Here is a 19,172-nt window from a genome sequence, read left to right on the forward strand (position 1 = left end):
GGCACAAAGGAACCGTAGTCTCTGTAGCGGAAAACCGGCAAGGATTTGTTAGCGAAGAAATGCGCGATACTGGCCCTCAGTGCCCGAGGGGCTCCGACTCGGAGCGGCGTCCCCGAGAAACCTCGACGGGCCACCCGGCGTCAAGATTGCGGGGCGTTCAGGATTTGACCGCCACGTGACCTGCTCATGCCTCGCCGCGCCGTCGGCCAACCGTACCCCGCCTCACCCCTGCCGCTCATCGCACTTAGAACTTGTGGCGAATCGCGAAGCGCAGCGCTGCCTGTCGATCGGTGCTGGAAGGTGTGATCTGACTGATCGACGCCACCGCCGGATTTCCGGTCGAATCGGTCCCGTTCGCCTTTTGATAGACGCCCACCATATAAATGTCCGTGCGCTTGGAGAGGAAGTAATCGACGCCCAGCGCGCCCTGGTGATACCTTGCACTGCTCGCCCCGTCCACTCCGCTGCTCTTGGTAAAGACGTATGCGGCGCCAAGCAGCAGCGCGGGAGTCAGTTGATATCTGAAGTTGACTTCGGCGTTGTTCAACGTGGCGGTTCCGGCGATGCCTGTTAAAGGCGCGGGGCCCGAGGTCGTGTCACCGAGCCCCTTGAATTTCGTGTTGGAGTAGGTCGCGCCGATCGTCGCCGCACCGAAGGTGTACGAAGCACCCGCACCGATCACCTGCAACGTGTGCGCCGAAGCATATCCCACGCCTTCGATGCCGGTCCAATGGCGACAGCGCATTACCCCCGACAGCATCATGCTGTTCCGGTACTCCGCTCTGACGTTCAATGGTCATCGGATCCACTACGACCAGCAGTATGCACATGACGTGGAGGGTTACAAGAACCTCGTGGTACACGGACCTTTGACGGCAACTTTACTGCAAGATTTTGCACAAGACTGCCTGCCGGATTCAAGGCTTGCAAAATTCGAATTCAAGGGTGTGAGCCCCCTTTTTTGCAACGAGACGCTGGAACTTCAGGCCCAAATGGATGAGGACGACCCTGACCGTTTGAACATGCGCGTACTGAATCAAAGCGGCGTGCTCGCGATGACTGCCATCGCGCATCTGGATGCGGATACGACGCACAAAGCAATGTACTCGCGGCCCCGATCCACGAAAGGGCCGTCGCCTCGGTACGATCCAAAGGATGGAGCAAGGCAATGAACCTGACCTGCCCTAGCTTGTTTGAACAATCGACGTATGTCGGCGGAACGTGGATCGAAGCGACCTCCCAGCCAAACGACACCGTCGTCAATCCGGCGAACGGCGAGCCGGTCGGCCGCGTGCCGCGTCTGACTGCAGCTCAGGCAAACGATGCGGTCAGCCACGCCGCGACGGCGTACGACGAATGGCGCGAGTGGAGCGGACGCGAACGCGCGTGCGTGTTGCGCGAATGGGCGCAGGTCGTGAAGACGATTCGCGACGACCTTGCGATCATCCTCAGCTCCGAGCAGGGCAAGCCGATCCACGAGGCACGCGCCGAAATCGCGCAGGCGGCAAACTACATCGAGTGGTTCTCGGAGGAATCACGGCGCATCTACGGCGACAACATGCCCGCCGTGCGGCGCAGTCAGCGCGTTCACGTGATCAGGCCGCCGGTCGGCGTATGCGCGGCGATCACGTCGTGGACGTTTCCTTCGTCGATGGTCGCGCGCAAGGTCGGTGCCGCGCTCGCCGCCGGGTGCACGGTCGTGCTGAAGCCGTCGTCGCAGGCGCCTTTCTCCGCGCTTGCGCTCTGCGTGCTCGCGGAAAACGCGGGTCTGCCGCGCGGCGTGTTCTCAGTGTTGACGGGCGACGATGCGACACTCGTCAAAGCGCTCGTCGACAGCCCTCAGGTCAGGAAAGTCTCGTTCACCGGCAGCATCGCAGCGGGCAAGAAGCTGATGGCGCGCTGCGCGGACACGGTCAAGAAAGTGTCGCTGGAGCTCGGCGCGAGTTCGCCGTTCATCGTCTTCGACGACCCGATCTCGACCTCGCCGTTTCCGGCGCGGTCGCGGCGCGCTTTCGCCACACGGGCCAGGCGGCGATGTGCGCGAACCGCTTCCTGATTCAGGACCGCGTGCACGACGAGTTCGTGCGACGGCTCGCCGGCAAGGTGAAGGCGCTGAAAGTCGGCGACGGCATGCGCGACGATTCGCAGGTCGGCCCGCTCATCGACGGCGCCGCGCTTGCGCGCATCAAGGCAATGGTGGCGCAGGCGGTCGGCGCGGGCGCGAAAGTGGTGGCGGGCGGGCAGCGCCATCCGGCGGGCGCGAACTTCTATCAGCCGACGGTACTGACCGATGCCGTCCCTTCGATGGAGATTTGCGGCGACGAAATACTTGGCCCGGTCGCGAGCGTAATGCGCTTCAGCGACGAAGCCGAAGCGCTGCGCCTGGCGAATCAGCCGCGCACGGGGCTGGCCGCGTACTTCTATACGTCCGATCTGAACCGCTCGTTTCGCGTGGTAGAGGCGCTGGAATGCGGGGCGGTCGGCGTCAACGAGACGCTCGTGTTCAACGAGGCGCGCCGTTCGGCGGCGTGAAGGAATCGGGGATGGGGCGGGAAGGCTCACGCTATGGCGTCGAGGAATATCTCAGCATCAAACATATCTGTTTTGGCAATGTGCACTAGCTAGTCATCGTCGCTAGATCGCCATTTGCTATCACCACACATTCGTGTTGTACCACTTATATTCCAAACGGAGAATCAGATGTCAAATGCCAGGAGGCCGCACTACAGGTCGCTTTTGTTCGTGCCCGGCAGTCAGCCGGAACGCTTCAACAAAGCCATCAACAGTGGAGATGCAGTTGTCATCGATCTCGAGGATGCGGTAGGACCCGGTGCTAAAGCCGATGCTCGTCGCGCGGTGGCGGCATGGCTGACGCCCGAGAGCAGGGTTTTGCTTCGCGTGAACGGCAACGGCACGGCGTGGTTCGCAGAAGATGCCAAAATCGCCAAGCTCCCCGGGGTTGCGGGCATCGTATTGCCGAAGTCTCAAAGCGCCGCCGACGTGGTGGCGTTAGTCTCGCTGACGAAAGCAAAGATACCGATTTTCCCATTGATTGAAACGGCACAAGGCATATGGAACGCATTGGAGATCGCAAGAGCACCATTCGTGCAGCAACTTGTCTTTGGTACCCTCGATTTCATTGCAGACATGGGCATTGAATCGGATGGCGAAGAGCTGGATCCCTATCGTGCACAGTTGGTGACGATCTCGCGGATCGCTGGCATTGAGGCGCCGGTTGATGGCGTGACCGCAGCCATAGACGACGTTGATCGCCTGATCACTGAGACAATGAATGGTAAACGGCGTGGAGTTGGTGGAAAGCTGTGTATTCATCCCAAACAGGTTCCACTCGTGAATCAATGCTATGCCCCATCCGAAATCGACGTCGCGTGGGCTACAAGAGTCCTGGAGGCATCAACAAACGCGCACGGAGCGGCGATATCAATCGACGGAAAAATGGTCGACAAGCCAGTGGTGCTGCGCGCGCAGCAAATTGTTCAGTTAGCGCGCATGCCACTGTAATTATCTGGCTCCGAATGGCAGCGCGGAAGCAGTCGCTCCGGCTGCAAAAAACAACAGCACGCCGAAGTCCACAACGCCCATTGCTTGAGAGGCCACGCAGCCTTGATCTGGTGGCACCGTGGACGACCCGCAGAGCATCCCTCGAGCTCGCGGAGCCTTATCGGCACCCAGCCTTATGACATCATTACATTCCCGGAACCTCAAACGGTGTGCATTGCCCCCGAGTGGAGTGCTGACGCGCGCCGCTTACTGAACGCCAGGAACGTCGACATGAATTTCAGGTCCTTGCAGTGCTTCGTCATCCTCGCCGAGGAACTGAACTTCAGTCGCGCGGCTGAGCGGCTGCATATCGCGCAACCCGCATTGAGCCAACAGATCCGCCTGCTGGAAGACCGGCTCGGCACTCAGCTCGTCGATCGCGCCAGGCGACCTCTGCGACTCACCGAAGCGGGCCACTATTTCTGCACCGAGGCGCGCCAACTTCTTGGATCGTGGGAGCAGGCGAGCCTGGGCGCACACGAAATCGGCATTGGTCGGCGCGGCTGGCTTTCGATCGGCTTTACTCGATCCGCTATGTATAGCATCCTGCCTCCCGCACTCAAGGCTTTTCATCACGCCTATCCCCAGGTCGAGTTGAAGCTCTTCGAATTGCTGACGGAGGAACAGGCTGACGCGCTGCGCGACATGCGCATCCACGTCGGCATCGGACGGCAGCCGGTCGCGATTCCTGGTTGCACGTCGTACCCGCTCTTGCGTGAGCATATAGTCGTCGCACTTGCGCCCGATCATCCCTTGGCAGCGCACAAAAAGGTGCGCGTCGATGAACTCGCCGACACGCCACTCATCCTTTACCCGAAGCATCATAACGCCCAGTTTAAGCGGACCGTCCAGTCGCTATATCGCGACGCGGGCGTGACGCCGTTCGTCGCGCATCAGGCCTACGAAATCCAGACGGCGATCGCGCTCGTCGCCGCCGGGCTCGGCGTGACGTTCGTCGGCGAGTCGGTGGCGCGGCATGGGCGCACGGACGTCGTGTTTCGCCATCTCTCGGGGCCGGGCGCCTGGTCGACGCTAGCCGCAACGTTTCGCACAATCGATGATTCGCCCCATCTGCATGCTTTTCTAGGCTGCCTTCCCGCGCCGCTCGGCGACGCTGCACTATAGGAAAAGACTTATAGAAGAATAAGGAACTCGTCTTGGACGTGGGCCGCTCCAATTCTTATCATCGGTTTCATGCTTCGAACAGGCTCGCCATGTATGCACGGCCGTTCTGAGCAAGCGGGCGGCGAAGGCCGTTTGTAAAGCGCGGGCCCCAAAGCTCTCGCGACCCGACGAAAAGAACGTGGAGACGGCATGACCCCTTTCAACGAAGCAGCAACAATGCGAAAAGTGTACGGGCGGCTGATGCCCCTGCTCTTCGCGATGATGTTTTTCAACTACCTCGACCGGATCAACATCGGCTTCGCAGCGCTTGACATGAACAAGGCACTGGGTTTCAGCCCCGCCGTGTTCGGCTTTGCAGGCAGCATCTTTTTTGTCGGCTACATGCTGCTCGAAGTGCCGAGTAACCTTCTGCTTCATCGTGTGGGGGCGCGCCGTTGGATCGCCCGCATTTTGCTGACCTGGGGTGCGGTGGCCGCCGTCACCGCGTTCGTCTTCAACGACAAGAGCTTCTATGTCCTGCGCTTTCTGCTGGGTGTGATGGAAGCTGGCTTCTTGCCGGGCGTCGCGGTCTACCTGACAAAATGGTTTCCCGAGCGCTACCGAGCGCGCGCGGTGGGTGGTTACATTATCGCGGGCTCGTTTTCGGCGGTGCTCGGCGGTCCGATTTCGACCGCGCTGATGACTTACGCGAATGGCGTCTTCGGCCTGCAGGGATGGCAATGGATGTTCATCCTCGAAGGCGTCCCAGCGATGCTGCTCGGCCTGCTCACGCTGCGCATCATGACGGAGCGCCCGGCCGATGCCGACTGGCTCGCTGACGACGAAAAGCAATGGCTCGAGTCGACGCTCGCGGCAGAGCGTGAAGCGGTCGGCGGCAACGCGCATTTCCCGCTTCTTCGTATAGCCAGCGACATCCGCGTTTGGAGCCTCGCTTGTCTTTTTGGCTGCGCACTGGTCGGCATATATGGCCTATTTCTTTGGCTGCCGCAGATCGTCAAGAGCCTCGGTCAGCTGAGCAACATTGAGGTTGGCTTTCTCTCAGCGGCGCCGCCGCTGCTCGGAGTGCTGGGCACATTCATCATCAGTCGGAGTTCGGACCGCACTGGCGACCGCAAGAAACACCTCGCGTTTGTCTATGGAATGAGCGCCATCGCGATCGCAGGTAGTGCGTATGCGCCGAATCCTATCGTCGCGTACGCGCTGCTGTGCGTGACCGGCCTCTTCATCTACGCGGGCAACCCGCTCTTCTGGAGCCTCGCCTCGTCGTTCAGAACCGGCGCGGCGGGTGCGGCGACGATCGCGCTAATCAATACGATCGCTCAGTTTGGCGGGCTCGTCGGGCCGTGGAGTATCGGCCTCGTGCGCGGCGCAACGGGAAATTTCAAGCTCGCGTTGTTGACCATCGCCGCGTTTCTCGTTGTGGCGACGGTGATCGCGCTCGTGATGCGCGTGAAGCCCGCCAACGATGAAGCCGCAATGCTTTCCGCGACAGATCCGGCAGCGCACACCTAAACAAGCACGCAACGACACTGGAATTTACGACATGATTATTGATTGCCACGGTCACTACACCACGTCTCCGCCGCAGCACGAAGCGTGGCGCGCGAAACAGATCGCTGCGCTCAAGGACGGCACCTCGCCGCCGCCGCGCCCGCCCATCACCGACGAAGAAATCCGCGAAAGCATCGAGGGCGGCCAACTTCGCATCCAACGCGAGCGCGGCACTGATCTCACGATCTTTTCGCCACGCGCTGCGAGTATGGGGCATCACCTCGCGACCGCTGAAGCAAACGCGGCCTGGTCGAGTGAATGCAACGACCTTGTGCATCGCGTGTGCGCGCTCTTTCCGCGCAACTTCGTAGGCGTGTGCCAATTGCCACAGGCACCGGGCGTCCCGCCCGAAAACTGCATTGCAGAGTTGCGGCGCTGCGTGCAAGAACTTGGTTTTATTGGCTGCAACCTGAATCCGGACCCTTCTGGCGGCCACTGGTCGGGACTGCCGCTGACCGACCGCTCGTGGTATCCGCTCTATGAAGCGATGGTCGAGCTTGACGTGCCGGCAATGGTCCACGTTTCGTCGTCATGCAATCCGAATTTCCACGCGACCGGCGCCCATTACATCAACGGCGACACTTCAGCGTTCATGCAGTTGCTGACGGCCGATCTATTCGCGGATTTCCCGACGCTCAAGTTGATCATCCCGCATGGCGGAGGTGCGGTGCCCTACCACTGGGGACGCTATCGGGGACTTGCGCAGGACATGAACCGGCCGCTACTCAGCGAGTATCTGCTGAAAAACGTGTTCTTCGACACCTGCGTCTACCACCAGCCAGGTGCCGAGCTGCTCGCCAAGGTGATTCCGGCCGAGAACATCCTGTTCGCTTCCGAGACGATCGGCGCCGTGCAGGGCATTGACCCGGAGACCGGTCATTTTTACGATGACACGCGTCGCTACATCGACGCCATTCCATGGCTTAACGGCGCGGAGCGCCAGAAAATCTACGAAGACAACGCCCGTGCGGTGTATGGACGACTGTCCGGACAAATCGAACGTCAACGATCAATAGAAGGAGCGACCTTATGAATCCGGCAGGATGGCGGGAACACGAATCGGCTGCGCAGGCGAGCACCGCGACGCTCGACGCCTTGCGCGAACTCGCGGTATCGCTTTTGAGCGACAACATGGCCCGTGTGAGCGGCACGACAGGCTTGCGCCCTTTTCACCGACCGAAGCCGATGGCTGGAACAGCCGTCACGGTCCGCACGCGTGGCGGCGACAACCTTGCGATCCATCGCGCGTTCGACTATTGCCGCCCGGGCGACGTGCTAGTGATTGATGGTGCGGGCGAACTCACTCAGGCACTGATGGGCGACATCATGGCCAGCTTCGCCGAACACCTCGGCGTGCAAGGCCTCGTAATCGACGGCGCCATCCGCGATGTCGGCGCCCTTAGCCAGCGGGATTTTCCGGTGTACGCACGCGGCGTCACGCATCGCGGACCGTACAAGAACGGGCCAGGAGAAATCAACGTGCCCGTGACGGTCGGTGGAATGGTAGTGTTTCCGGGAGACATCATCGTCGGCGATGAGGACGGCGTTCTCGCTATCGCGCCCACGGATGTACAAGCGGTAATTGAAGGCGCTCGCCGGCAGGCGAGAAAAGAAGCCGCGGCGCTGCAATCGATTGCGGAGGGGCGCTTCGACCGTTCGTGGGTGGCCGCGCAGCGCGACCGAATGATGAACGGCTGACGGCTTGCAGAAGGCAGTGGGCTCGCGCATCATGGCGCATTCGCTTCTCGGCTTCTACTTTGAAATCGACTGATCGTCATGTCATTTGACTGCCTGGACGCAACGGCTCTCATCGACCTCGCGCGACGCGCGGAATCGAAAGCGCCCGTCCCTTGCGCCTGTACAAAGACGCCGCTTGACGGCTGGCAATCCCAGCCGCTGTCTCTCGACGAAACGCAGCTCCGTGAGATCGGCACGCTGATGCTGAAGGACGAACTGGAGCCCACGTTTGCCGAATATCTGCCCGGCAAGACCAATTACTGGTCGGCCGATGCACCTATCGCCCCGCGCTACTTTCCGTACAACCGCTGCGCCGTGTGGGAATGTTCCGTTTGCGGGCGTCTCTACCTTCGCTACACGGAAGGCGGCGGCTATTTCGTCGATCGCAGAATCCGGGCGGTGCATGGGGCCCTGATTGAGGACATTCCTCGCCCTGAATCCTGAACAAAGTCGGAAGCGGGACAGGAGTTCGACGCGTAAGTCGTACGATTCGTCAACTAATGAGAGAGTTTTCGACTTTGCAGAAAACAGAAGCACTTCCCCAGCGGGACAGCATTCATGGGATTCACGTGGGAAGTGCTCGGCTGCATCCACGCGCGCGAATTCGTAAGCAGTCTAAAGACGGGGGCCTTCCGTCGCGCGAGGAGTTTCTCAGAGGACACGTGCCCATGTTCGACGACGTGGGGACGCGTGTACTGAACGAACAGGACGATTTGCGCAACCGCCCGCCTGGTGGTTGGTCGCAAGCGGGATGGTCGGCGAAAGTATGAAGAAGCGGCCAAGTGGGAACTGATACAAGCGTGTTCGAAGCCAGCGGTGTCAATAGCGCGGATAGCCGCGGCGAACAGGATCAATCCAACCTGATCGGGATCATGTTCCACCCGCAAGTGTTGTCCTTGTGCTCGCTTATGTGGGAAGGTAGCGGCGATCAACGGCCTGTCCCTTTGGTAGCCGCAGACCATCGGGGGCTTCGGGCTTATCAATACCCAGGCGGGCTGGGTGAACGCAGTAGCGCTTGTGATCGCGTCCGTCGCGATGATCTATGGAGTGCTCTGGACGGAAAGCGAGAACGCGTTTGGATTCTGCGTTGCCGCTCGCGTTGTCGGCCCTTGCGCTTGCCGCCTGCACGATGAGTACACAACTTGTGCTCGAGGTAATCTGTCTCATCTTGACACTCGTTGGCACGTAGGCGTTCATGGGCCCGTTCTGGCTTGGCCCACCCCCCGAGCGCCCTGTCGCATCGGCGTGATTCACGAAACTATCGGCAGCTTCGCCATTGCGCTCACGCTTCGAGTGGTCGCTAGCTGTTTGCTTGTCGCCATCGAACAGACGTCCGATCTCAACGCGTCACGCCTGAGCGGTTCTGCCTTACAGTGTCGATACGTGGCGTGCGGCGCGCGCCCTCCGTCCGCTCGTGTAGTCACATCATGCCAAACTACTTTCAATACGATCTTCAGTCACTGCGCCTTTTCATCGTCGTTGCTGAAGTCGGCAGCCTGACAAAAGCAGCCGATCGCACGAACATGACCCTTTCGGCGGTCAGCAAGCGGATTGCCGAGCTTGAAAGCAGCACCGGGTGCATGCTTCTTGTGCGGCAGCCACGTGGCGTCGAGCTAACGGCTGCCGGCAAGGGTCTTCTGGCACACGCGCGGCAAGTTATCGAGCGCGTCAACCGCATGGCGACCGAAATGAGCGACTACGCGGTCGGTGTACGCGGCCATGTCCGCATGTGGGCAAATACCTCGGCAATCGTGCAGTTCCTCCCGCGTGATGTACGCGAGTTCCTTTCACAAAATCCCAGCGTCAAGATTTCGCTAGAAGAACGCCTCAGTGGAGAGATCGTTGCGGCAATTGCCAACGGCGACGCCGATCTTGGCGTCTTTGCAGACAATGTTGCTGCACCGGGTATCGAAAAAGCCGCGTATCACCGGGACAGACTTGTTCTATTGGTACCGAACGATCATCCGCTCGCTGCGCTCGAAGAAGTTTCCTTCGGCGATACGCTGGATTTTGAGTTTGTCGGTCTTAATGAGGGCAGTTCTCTGCTTGCGAGGCTGCTCGAAGCCGCCTACAGCGCTGAGCGCACACTCAAAGTTCGCATTCAGGTAAGCAGTTTCGATGGCATTTGCCGGATGATCGAGCAGGGCCTTGGGATTGGCGTACTGCCAGAAGTTGCGGTCCGCAATGAGATCCTGGCGGCAGGCCTACGCCCGGTGCGTCTTACTGACCGCTGGGCTGACCGCACCTTGTGGGTGGGCACCCGTTCGCGAAGCGCCCTATCGCCCGAAGCCGCACGGTTATTCGATTTCATGTCCGGTACGAAGCACGCCTGATAGGGTTTTCCCCACGCTTTCTTGCGGGGAAAGGGTCATTGAAAATTCAATGATTATCAAGAAGTGTGGTTTGTCGCAAAGTGAGGCATCAAGAAACGATGCTTCACAGGAGACAACCATGACGAAGCCACTTCAGGGCATCCGCGTGCTCGAAATGGGTCAGCTCATCGCTGGGCCATTTGCAGGAAAGATGCTCGCTGAATTCGGCGCGCAGGTCACCAAAGTCGAACCCCCGGTTACGGGCGATCCCTTGCGCAAATGGCGTCTCCTTCACGAAGGAACGTCGGTATGGTGGGCAGCACAGTCGCGCAACAAAGAATCGCTGACGCTTGATCTTCGCTCCCCGGAAGGACAGGACGTTATTCGCAAGCTCGTCGCAGACAGCGACGTACTCATTGAGAATTTCCGGCCGGGCACGCTCGAAGGCTGGGGCCTTGGCTGGGATGAATTGCATGCGCGGAACCCTGGTCTCATCATGCTGCGCGTATCGGGCTACGGTCAGACGGGACCTTACCGTGATCGTCCAGGCTTTGGCGTCGTCGCGGAAGCAATGGGCGGCTTGCGTCATCTGAGTGGCGAGCCAGGCCGCACGCCTGTGCGGGTGGGTATTTCAATTGGCGACTCGCTTTCCGCCCTGCACGGCGTGATCGGCATTTTGCTCGCGCTGCGGCACCGTGATCAGAACGGCGGAGAAGGCCAAATGATCGACGTCGCTCTCTATGAGTCGGTTTTCAACATGATGGAAAGCCTTCTCCCGGAATACTCGACATTCGGCACAGTACGTCAGCCGGCCGGCAGCAGTCTGCCGGGCATCGCGCCCTCGAACGCTTACCGCTGCTCCGACGGCAAATATGCGCTGATCGCCGGCAACGGTGACAGCATTTTCCGACGCCTCATGGACCTGATCGGACGCCGCGATCTCGGCGAAGATCCCGCGCTCGCGCAGAACGACGGTCGCGTGAAGAGCGTCGAGCGCATCGATGCGGCGATCGCTGAATGGACAAGCACTCAGACGCTCGAAAACGTCCTCGCCGCGCTCAATGAAGCACGCATCCCCGCGGGGAAGATTTACGACGTCGCGGACATTGCAGACGACCCTCACTACCGTGCGCGCGACATGATCCTTGAGACACAGCTGCCGGATGGCACGCCCGTGAAGGTGCCGGGCGTGGTACCGAAGCTGAGCGCAACGCCCGGTACGGTCGATACGTTGGCACCGACGCTTGGCGAGCATACGGACACAGTTCTCGGGCGGATCGGGATTGACACCCAAACCCGCGACGCCTGGCGCGCGCGCGGCATCATTTGAAGGAGCGTGCCATGAGCGGCAGCAAGCGTATCTATATTCACGAAGTCGCGACTCGAGACGGCTTTCAAAATGAAGCACAATTTGTCGACACCGATGCGAAGATCGCCTTGATCGATCGTCTGAGCGCATGCGGGTACGCCAAGATCGAAATCACCTCGTTCACCTCCCCGAAAGCCATTCCCGCGTTGCGTGATGCCGAAGCAGTGATGCACGGCATCGCCAGACACGATCGTGTTGTTTATACAGTTCTCGTGCCCAACATCAAGGGCGCCGAACGTGCATTGTCGTGCGGCGTGGATGAAGTCAACCTCGTGATGTCGGTAAGCGAGAGTCACAACCGCACGAATTTGCGCATGAACCGCGAGCAGTCGTTCGCGCAACTGCGCGATGTAATCAGCGTTGTAAAGCAGACTAACGTGGCCATCAATGTCTCCCTTTCTACAGCGATGGGCTGTCCGATGGAAGGCGACATCGCACAGGCAGAGGTTCTCGACTGGATGCAGCGCTTTGCTGATCTGGGCGTCCATGGCGTTACGCTTTGCGATACCACGGGCATGGCCTTTCCTTCACAAGTTGGCGCGCTGTGCGCGGCCGCCACAAAGCGCTTCTCCACGTTGGATCTCACTTTACATTTCCACAACACCCGCGGTATGGCACTCGCGAATACGCTGGCCGCCCTGGATGCGGGGATCGATAGGTTTGATGCTTCACTCGGCGGCCTTGGCGGCTGCCCGTACGCACCCGGTGCGACGGGAAATGTTTGCACCGAAGAGCTGGTGCATATGCTGGAACTGGATGGTTACGATACGCGCGTCGATTTAAAGGCTTTGCTCTCTGCGTCGGCTTTGCTTCCGAGCCTCATTGGCCACGACGTGCCAAGCCAATTGCTGAAATCTGGACAGCGACTTGACCTGCACGCCATCCCCTGCGTCTCAAGTGACGGCCTTCCAGAGCAACGTGCCTTTGCTGAGAAAGCGTGAAATGCCGCTTATCGATCACCTTGACCATCTTGTGATGACCTGCATCGACGTACGTACTACGACTCGCTTTTACGTCGAAGTCCTCCAAATGCAGGTGGAAACATTCGGCGAAGGACGCACGGCCCTGCGCTTTGGCGACCAGAAGATTAACTTGCACCAGCGAGGCGCTGAGTTCGCACCAAGGGCGCATCTTCCCGTCCCCGGAGCGCTTGATCTTTGCTTCATGGCCGCGGTACCGCTCGTGGATGTTGTTACTCATCTAAAGCGCTGTAATTGGCCAATTGTTGAGGGCCCCGTCATTCGCACGGGAGCCACAAAAAAGATCCGGTCGATCTACGTTCGCGACCCGGATTTAAACCTTGTTGAAATTTCCGTACCGATCGAGTGAAGCGATGGAACACTACCCTCTTTCCCGTGACTTCCAAGTGACGTTCGACGATTTGCGAGTCGTGGCACGAGGCCTGACGCGGCCGGAATGCGTTCTTGCGCTCGACAACGACACCTTAATTGCAGCGCACGGCGCGGGCGGCTATTCAGTCGTGACCTCAGACGGCGCCGTCTCCCATCGCCTGATCGATTCCGAGACCAACTTCGCTCGCACCTATGTGCCCAACGGGATCGCGCTTGCACAGGACGGCCGAGTGCTTTTCGCCGATCTTGGGAAAACCCACGGCGGACTTTTTTCCGTTGACCGTCGCGGCCAGATGGACACCGTGCTGGACGCGGTCGACGGAGTGCCACTTCCGCCAAGCAACTTCTTGACCGAAGATGAATATCGTGTGCTCTGGTTCACCGTCAGCACCCGCAAAATCCCCCGAAGCCAAGCTTGGAATCACGAAGTTACCGACGGCTTCATTGGCGTGATCGATGCTGCGGGGGCCCGCATCGTGGCAGACGGCCTCGGCTACACAAATGAAGTCGCGATTTCTCCAGATCGACGATGGCTCTATGTCAACGAGACGTACGCTCAACGCGTGAGCCGTTTTCCGCTTCTCGGCACTCCGACTGCTCCGGTACTTGGGACTCGCGAGACAGTAGCGACGCTGAACGGGGCAGATCTTCCCGACGGGCTTGCATTCGATGTGCACGGTGGACTGTGGCTGACATGTATCGCAAGTAACCGCGTGTTGCTTGTGCGCCCAGATGGCGATGTCCAAATCATCCTCGCCGACACCGACTACGACCACGCCCGGCTAGTCGCTCGACGCGCGCGCGAGGCGACGCTACAGCATGCAGACATGCAGACGGCTGGAAAGTCCCGTCTCGGTAACGTATCCAGCATCGCGTTCGGAGGTCGCTCGATGTGCACCGCCTACCTCGGCTGTCTCCTCGACGACTGCATCCGCTCATTCGAGAGCCCGGTCGCCGGCCTTCCATTGCCTCACCGAACGCGCCGCGTTGCCTGAAAGTACATAACCATTGATCGCAAAAGCCCGAGAGCGTAGCCGATCCCACACTGACTTCGCAGGAGACAGGCATGACAGACATTGAATCGCGGACCATGCGCAAAATTTTGCGCCGCTTTGCCCCCCTTCTAACCATCTGCTTCGTAGTTGCCTTTTTGGATCGCGTGAATGTCGGTTTCGCCGCTCTTACGATGAACCGTGACCTCGGACTTTCCGCTTCTGCTTTCGGTCTTGCAGCGGGGCTATTCTTCGTCAGCTATTTTGTTTTCGAAGTTCCTTCGAACATCTTGCTCGAGCGGGTCGGAGCGCGGCGCTGGATTGCTCGCATCATGTTCACATGGGGTTTGTGCTCGGCAGCAACTGCCTTTGTGCAAGGCGAGTGGTCTTTCTACGTTGTGCGGGTGCTGCTTGGCGCGGCAGAAGCCGGTTTCTTTCCAGGCGTTGTGTTCTTCCTTACGCTGTGGGTCCCAGCGACCTATCGCGCCCGCGTGATCGGCCGCTTCATGGCCGCGATGCCGCTCGCTAGCGTGATTGGCTCGCCCCTGTCAGGCTATTTAATGAGCCTTCACGGATGGCTCGGCCTTGCGGGCTGGCAGATCATGTTTCTCCTCGAGGCGGTGCCCTCACTCGTGCTCGCTCTTGTGGTACTGCGCGTGTTGCGCGATTCACCGAAGGATGCCGAATGGCTTGACGATAGCGAGCGAGCCTGGCTTGAGTCAACGCTTGCTGATGAACGCCAGAATCGCGTGACTGCTGTGGAACATGGCGTGTTGAATTTGTTAAAGAGCCCGGTGATCCTGTTCACCGCCGCTGCTTACTTCGGCGTAACAGGTTTCAACTATGGGCTGAGTTTTTTCCTGCCTCAGATCGTTCGAGCTTTTGACCTCAGCATCCAGCAAGTCGGATTCGTTAGCGCGCTTCCCTTTATCGCTGGTGCTATCGGGATGATCGTCGTGGGCCGTCATTCAGATCGCACTAACGAGCGCCGCTACCATCTACTGCTTCCTCTTGCCTTGGCAGTGATCGGTCTTGCGGGATCGACGCTTGTGACAGCCCCTGTGGGAAAGCTTGCGTTACTGTGCCTTGCTGCTTTTGGCGTTTTCTCTGCTCTGCCTGTTTTTTGGGTTGTCGCACCGCGTCTTCTTGGACCGGCAGCAGCGGCAGCGGGTATTGCGTTGATCAACTCGCTTGGCAACCTGTCAGGATTTGTTAATCCCTATGCAGTGGGATTGATTAAAGATGCAACCGGAAGTTTTAACGGCGGCCTTCAACTCATCGCCGCTTTTGGAACGCTTGCGTTGATTATTCTGTTCTTCGTTACAACGCGCATCGCAAAAAGAGACAGAGGTGAGCATTCCGCCTCATCGTCTGTCCCATATAAGACCGAAAGCTAGAGCAAACGCATCCTTAGAGCAAGCCCCCGCGCATTGTAAGCACAACGGCTATTCAGCAGAGCCTCTCGCGCGGCATTCTGGGATTAAGCGAATGCCGGTAGATCTTGTCGCTGCCAGCGCTGCGCAGCGCGGGGATGAACGCATTCTAAAGGCGCGAATGACCATTTAGGTTTTGACGTAAGTTGCCTAAGTAATCACCCCGACGTGGCAAGCGGAGCATAAGCCGACCCACACTTAATCAAGCATTATCGAAGGAGACAGTAATGACTATTTCCACCTCTGTGTCGGCCGCGCCCGAGCCTGTGGTACAGCCACGCAAGCGCTGGTATCGCCACCTCTACGTGCAGGTTCTGATTGCTGTAATCATCGGCATTCTGCTGGGGCATTTCTATCCGTCGGTCGGCACAGCGATGAAGCCGCTCGGCGACAACTTTCTTAAGCTGATCAAGCTGATGGTTGCGCCGCTGATCTTCTGCACAGTGGTTCATGGCATCGCCAGCATGAGTGATATCAAGGCTGTCGGCCGCGTGGGCGTGAAGTCGCTGATTTATTTTGAGGTGATGACGACGTTGGCGCTCGCAATTGGGCTAATCGCGGTCAACTTGATGAAGCCTGGTACGGGGATGCACATCGATCCGAGCACTCTTGATGTCTCTTCCATTGCAGCCTACACAAAAGCCGCCCACGATCAGACCGTCACGGGATTCCTTTCGCACATCATTCCATCGACAGTCTTCGGAGCGTTCGCAGAGGGCGACATTCTCCAGGTCCTATTCATTTCGATAATCTTTGCGTTCGGTCTGCAGATGCTCGGCGAGCGCGGAAAACCGCTTCTTTCGGTGATCGATGCAGGCGCGAATACTTTCTTCAACATGGTGCGCATCGTAATGTACGTCTCGCCCATCGGTGCATTTGGGGCGATCGCGTTCACGATCGGAAAGTACGGTGTGACATCGCTTGCTTCCTACGGACAGCTTCTGTTTACATACTACACGACGGGCGTGATTTTTGTGGTCGTCGTACTCGGCTTGGTCTGTCGGCTTGCTGGCTTCAGCCTGTTCGCCTTTCTTCGGTACATCCGGGAAGAATTGCTGATCGTTCTGGGGACCTCGTCGTCTGAGTCTGCGCTACCCCGCTTGATGTTGAAGCTAGAAAGGCTTGGATGCGAAAAGTCCGTCGTCGGGCTCGTTGTTCCGGCAGGGTACTCGTTCAATCTGGACGGGAGCTGCATCAATATGACGGTACTTGCGATGTTCATTGCGCAGGCGACGGACAGCGCCTTGAGCCTTGGACATCAAATAACCCTCTTAGTGGTGCTGCTGCTTACTTCGAAGGGTGCGGCAAGCGTCAGCGGGGGAGCCTTTATTGTGCTCGCAGCTACGCTCAGCTCCGTGCCCGGCATACCGGTCGCAGGTCTCGTCCTCGTTCTTGGCGTGTATCGCTTCATTTCTGAGGGCGGTGCGATCATCAATGTCATTGGCAACGGAATCGCGACGATCGTCGTTGCGAAGTGGGAAAAAGCTCTCGATAAAGATGTGTTTCGTACACAGCTAGCGCAAGGACCTGGTGACGATTGAACCGCCATGTGCCGGACTTGATCCGGCACGCCATTACCGGACCGGTGCCCTGAACCTCGAAGGCCTAGCGCCCACGCAACCTCTCCTTCTCATAGCGTAGCAAGATCGCCAATAAAACCGCTTCGTCGTCTCAATAGTCGATGCACATATCTGAACAAAACAGAGTCTTGGAATAAACATGCGTCCTCAATCTGCTTCACTTAAAGTAGTCTTTCTTGACCGTTCAACTATCCCTGCCTCGACAAAACTTAAGGAACTACCATTTCCCCACGCCTTAGAGGTGTTCGAATCGACCGCTCCCGATCAGTTGCTGGACCGGATTAGCGACGCGGACATAGTTATCACTAACAAAGTGAAATTGAACGGAGAAGCACTGAAGCAAGCGAAAAACTTGAGATTGATTGCGATAGCCGCAACCGGGACCGACAATGTTGATCTTGGGACCTGCAATGAGATGGGAATAGCGGCATGCAACGTGCGGGAATACGCGGGTCACACTGTTCCGGAACACACCTTTGCTTTAATTTTTGCACTTCGTCGAAGCTTGGTTGCATACCGAACAGCCGTGCAAGCGGGTCGTTGGCAAGAGTCGGGGCAGTTTTGCTTTTTTGATTTTCCTATCAAAGATCTGGCTGGGTCCACACTGGGCATCATTGGGGATGGGGTCCTAGGAAAGGCGACCGCAGCAATTGGAAGGTCGCTTGGACTGAATGTCTTATTCGCCGCGTTCAAAGGTCGCGATGACATGGGCATGCTCTATACCCCCTTCGAGAGGGTCCTCGAGGAATCAGACATCATCACGCTTCATTGCCCGCTCAATAGCGAGACACGCGACCTTATTAGCGACGCCGAATTCGCAAAGATGAAGCGGCAACCCCTGCTGATCAATACGGCGCGTGGCGGGCTCGTCAATGAAGCGGCACTAGTCAAAGCCCTCAAATCCAACACCGTCTCTGGTGCAGGGTTCGACGTGGTTACCGAAGAACCACTTCCGGCTGGCAATCCACTGCACGAGGTGCTTGACCACCCCAGCTTCATCCTAACTCCTCACGTTGCGTGGGCGAGTGAGCAGGCTATTCAAACCTTGGCCGACCAACTCATGGATAAGATTGCGGCCTTCGTACGCGGCGCGCCTTCCAATATCGTCAATAGGCCACGCCTACAAGCTGTAGAGAGCGTGCAAGTGGGTGGCGACCGATGAACACCCATTTGGGCCACTTCCGCCTCACAACTTGTACCCCCATAAATGACATATCGGAATGGACTGAATTATGACATCCCAGGAATCTAAGCGCACGATTGTGGGCTTCATCGGGCTCGGCCAGATGGGTAAGCCGATGGCCTTGCGTCTTCTTAACGCGGATACCGAATTGCGCGTGACGTCGAAAATACAAGATGCCTATGCTGAGTTACAGGCTGCCGGCGCCACGACTGTCGATTCGCTCGCCGGCCTCTCAGACGCCGAAATCGTGTTGCTGAGTTTGCCTGGCACCGCGGCCGTCCTCGAAGTCCTATTTGGCGATGGAGGCCTAGCGAGCAAGCTGCGGCCCGGCTCTATTGTCGTAGATACCAGCACGATGGAGCACGGCGCAACTCTAGATATCCACTCCCGCCTGGCGTCGGCAAACATACGCTTTCTCGATGCTCCCGTTTCCGGGATGCAATCGCGCGCCGAAGACGGTTCATTGACCGTTATGTGTGGTGGTTCGCTGGAAGTTTTTGAAACAGTGCATCCGTGGCTCGCGCGCATGGGTAACAACGTCCTCTACATGGGCGAGGCTGGCAGTGGCCAGCTAACAAAACTAGTCAATCAGTTGCTCTTCGATATCAACTGCGCGGCGCTTGCTGAAATCCTTCCCATGTCGCGACGCATGGGCCTTGACCCGGAAAAGATCGCGTCTGTTATCAACAGCGGTACCGGACGAAGTTACGCATCGGAGTTCTTCCTTCCCCGAATCTTGAGCCGCCATTTCAGCGATGGCTACCCGCTCCAAGCGGCCTACAAGGACCTTGTCAGCGCGGCTGAATTAGGCGCGCGCCATTGCATCCCGATGCCCGTGCTTGCCGCAGCAACAGCAACTTACCAGATGAGCCTTTTAACCGGCAACCAAGCCACCGATAAGGGTTCGATGACACGATTTTTTGAAGACATGCTGGGCGTGCAATTTAGCGCCGCAGCTTCTCACACGGAGAAATAAG

At 58.5% G+C, this 19,172-nt stretch carries 16 protein-coding genes and 2 pseudogenes; 17 read left to right on the forward strand and 1 reads right to left on the reverse strand.

What is annotated here, in order from left to right; genetic code table 11:
- Window positions 1-244 precede the first annotated feature (244 nt).
- Window positions 245-709 (reverse strand): annotated as a pseudogene (locus AWB82_RS22085) (porin); the annotation flags it as partial.
- Between the two features lie 52 nt (window positions 710-761).
- Here AWB82_RS22085 and AWB82_RS39010 point away from each other — a divergent pair.
- The 17 genes and pseudogenes from AWB82_RS39010 (at window position 762) to AWB82_RS22175 (ending at window position 19,171) form a co-directional block, all read left to right on the forward strand.
- The gene (locus AWB82_RS39010) at window positions 762-1,172 is read left to right on the forward strand and encodes a hypothetical protein (RefSeq protein WP_086971016.1); all 411 of its coding nucleotides are present in this window, start codon (window positions 762-764) and stop codon (window positions 1,170-1,172) included.
- Window positions 1,169-2,621: pseudogene (locus tag AWB82_RS22095) on the forward strand (NAD-dependent succinate-semialdehyde dehydrogenase). The gene AWB82_RS39010 and the pseudogene AWB82_RS22095 overlap by 4 nt, the downstream one beginning before the upstream one ends.
- 79 nt (window positions 2,622-2,700) lie before the next feature.
- Window positions 2,701-3,522: an HpcH/HpaI aldolase/citrate lyase family protein gene (locus AWB82_RS22100; RefSeq protein ID WP_086971018.1), complete on the forward strand. Its 822-nt coding sequence runs from the start codon at window positions 2,701-2,703 to the stop codon at window positions 3,520-3,522.
- A gap of 270 nt (window positions 3,523-3,792) precedes the next feature.
- Window positions 3,793-4,686, forward strand: coding sequence for a LysR family transcriptional regulator (locus tag AWB82_RS22105; protein WP_086971020.1), 894 nt, complete (start codon window positions 3,793-3,795; stop codon window positions 4,684-4,686).
- A 189-nt stretch (window positions 4,687-4,875) separates the two neighbouring features.
- Window positions 4,876-6,198, forward strand: coding sequence for an MFS transporter (locus AWB82_RS22110; protein ID WP_086971022.1), 1,323 nt, complete (start codon window positions 4,876-4,878; stop codon window positions 6,196-6,198).
- 31 nt (window positions 6,199-6,229) lie between these two features.
- Window positions 6,230-7,270, forward strand: coding sequence for an amidohydrolase family protein (locus AWB82_RS22115; protein WP_086971024.1), 1,041 nt, complete (start codon window positions 6,230-6,232; stop codon window positions 7,268-7,270).
- Window positions 7,267-7,935 carry an RraA family protein gene (locus AWB82_RS22120; RefSeq protein ID WP_086971026.1) on the forward strand — a complete coding sequence of 223 codons (669 nt, stop codon included), beginning with the start codon at window positions 7,267-7,269 and terminating at the stop codon, window positions 7,933-7,935. Before AWB82_RS22115 ends, AWB82_RS22120 begins: the two co-directional genes overlap by 4 nt.
- Before the next feature lie 78 nt (window positions 7,936-8,013).
- A complete protein-coding gene (locus AWB82_RS22125; RefSeq protein ID WP_086971028.1) occupies window positions 8,014-8,418 on the forward strand; it encodes a hypothetical protein in 405 nt (134 codons plus the stop codon).
- A gap of 983 nt (window positions 8,419-9,401) precedes the next feature.
- Complete coding sequence (locus tag AWB82_RS22135) at window positions 9,402-10,307, forward strand: LysR family transcriptional regulator (protein ID WP_086971029.1); 906 nt, start codon at window positions 9,402-9,404, stop codon at window positions 10,305-10,307.
- A gap of 118 nt (window positions 10,308-10,425) precedes the next feature.
- On the forward strand, window positions 10,426-11,616 hold the full coding sequence (locus AWB82_RS22140) for a CaiB/BaiF CoA transferase family protein (protein ID WP_086971031.1): 1,191 nt from the start codon (window positions 10,426-10,428) through the stop codon (window positions 11,614-11,616).
- A gap of 11 nt (window positions 11,617-11,627) precedes the next feature.
- Complete coding sequence (locus tag AWB82_RS22145) at window positions 11,628-12,596, forward strand: hydroxymethylglutaryl-CoA lyase (RefSeq protein ID WP_086971033.1); 969 nt, start codon at window positions 11,628-11,630, stop codon at window positions 12,594-12,596.
- Between the two features lies 1 nt (window position 12,597).
- Window positions 12,598-12,984 (forward strand): VOC family protein, encoded by a 387-nt coding sequence (locus AWB82_RS22150; RefSeq protein ID WP_086971035.1) that lies wholly within the window; start codon window positions 12,598-12,600, stop codon window positions 12,982-12,984.
- A 4-nt stretch (window positions 12,985-12,988) separates the two neighbouring features.
- Entirely contained in the window at window positions 12,989-14,002 is a 1,014-nt protein-coding gene (locus AWB82_RS22155) for an SMP-30/gluconolactonase/LRE family protein (protein ID WP_086971037.1), read from the forward strand.
- 71 nt (window positions 14,003-14,073) lie between these two features.
- Window positions 14,074-15,396 carry an MFS transporter gene (locus AWB82_RS22160; protein WP_086971039.1) on the forward strand — a complete coding sequence of 441 codons (1,323 nt, stop codon included), beginning with the start codon at window positions 14,074-14,076 and terminating at the stop codon, window positions 15,394-15,396.
- Between the two features lie 263 nt (window positions 15,397-15,659).
- On the forward strand, window positions 15,660-16,973 hold the full coding sequence (locus AWB82_RS22165) for a dicarboxylate/amino acid:cation symporter (protein WP_086971041.1): 1,314 nt from the start codon (window positions 15,660-15,662) through the stop codon (window positions 16,971-16,973).
- A gap of 178 nt (window positions 16,974-17,151) precedes the next feature.
- Window positions 17,152-18,174 (forward strand): D-2-hydroxyacid dehydrogenase, encoded by a 1,023-nt coding sequence (locus AWB82_RS22170; protein WP_086971042.1) that lies wholly within the window; start codon window positions 17,152-17,154, stop codon window positions 18,172-18,174.
- A 70-nt stretch (window positions 18,175-18,244) separates the two neighbouring features.
- A complete protein-coding gene (locus AWB82_RS22175) occupies window positions 18,245-19,171 on the forward strand; it encodes an NAD(P)-dependent oxidoreductase (protein WP_086971044.1) in 927 nt (308 codons plus the stop codon).
- Window position 19,172 lies beyond the last annotated feature (1 nt).

Source organism: Caballeronia glebae, from assembly GCF_001545035.1.
GTDB lineage: Bacteria > Pseudomonadota > Gammaproteobacteria > Burkholderiales > Burkholderiaceae > Caballeronia > Caballeronia glebae.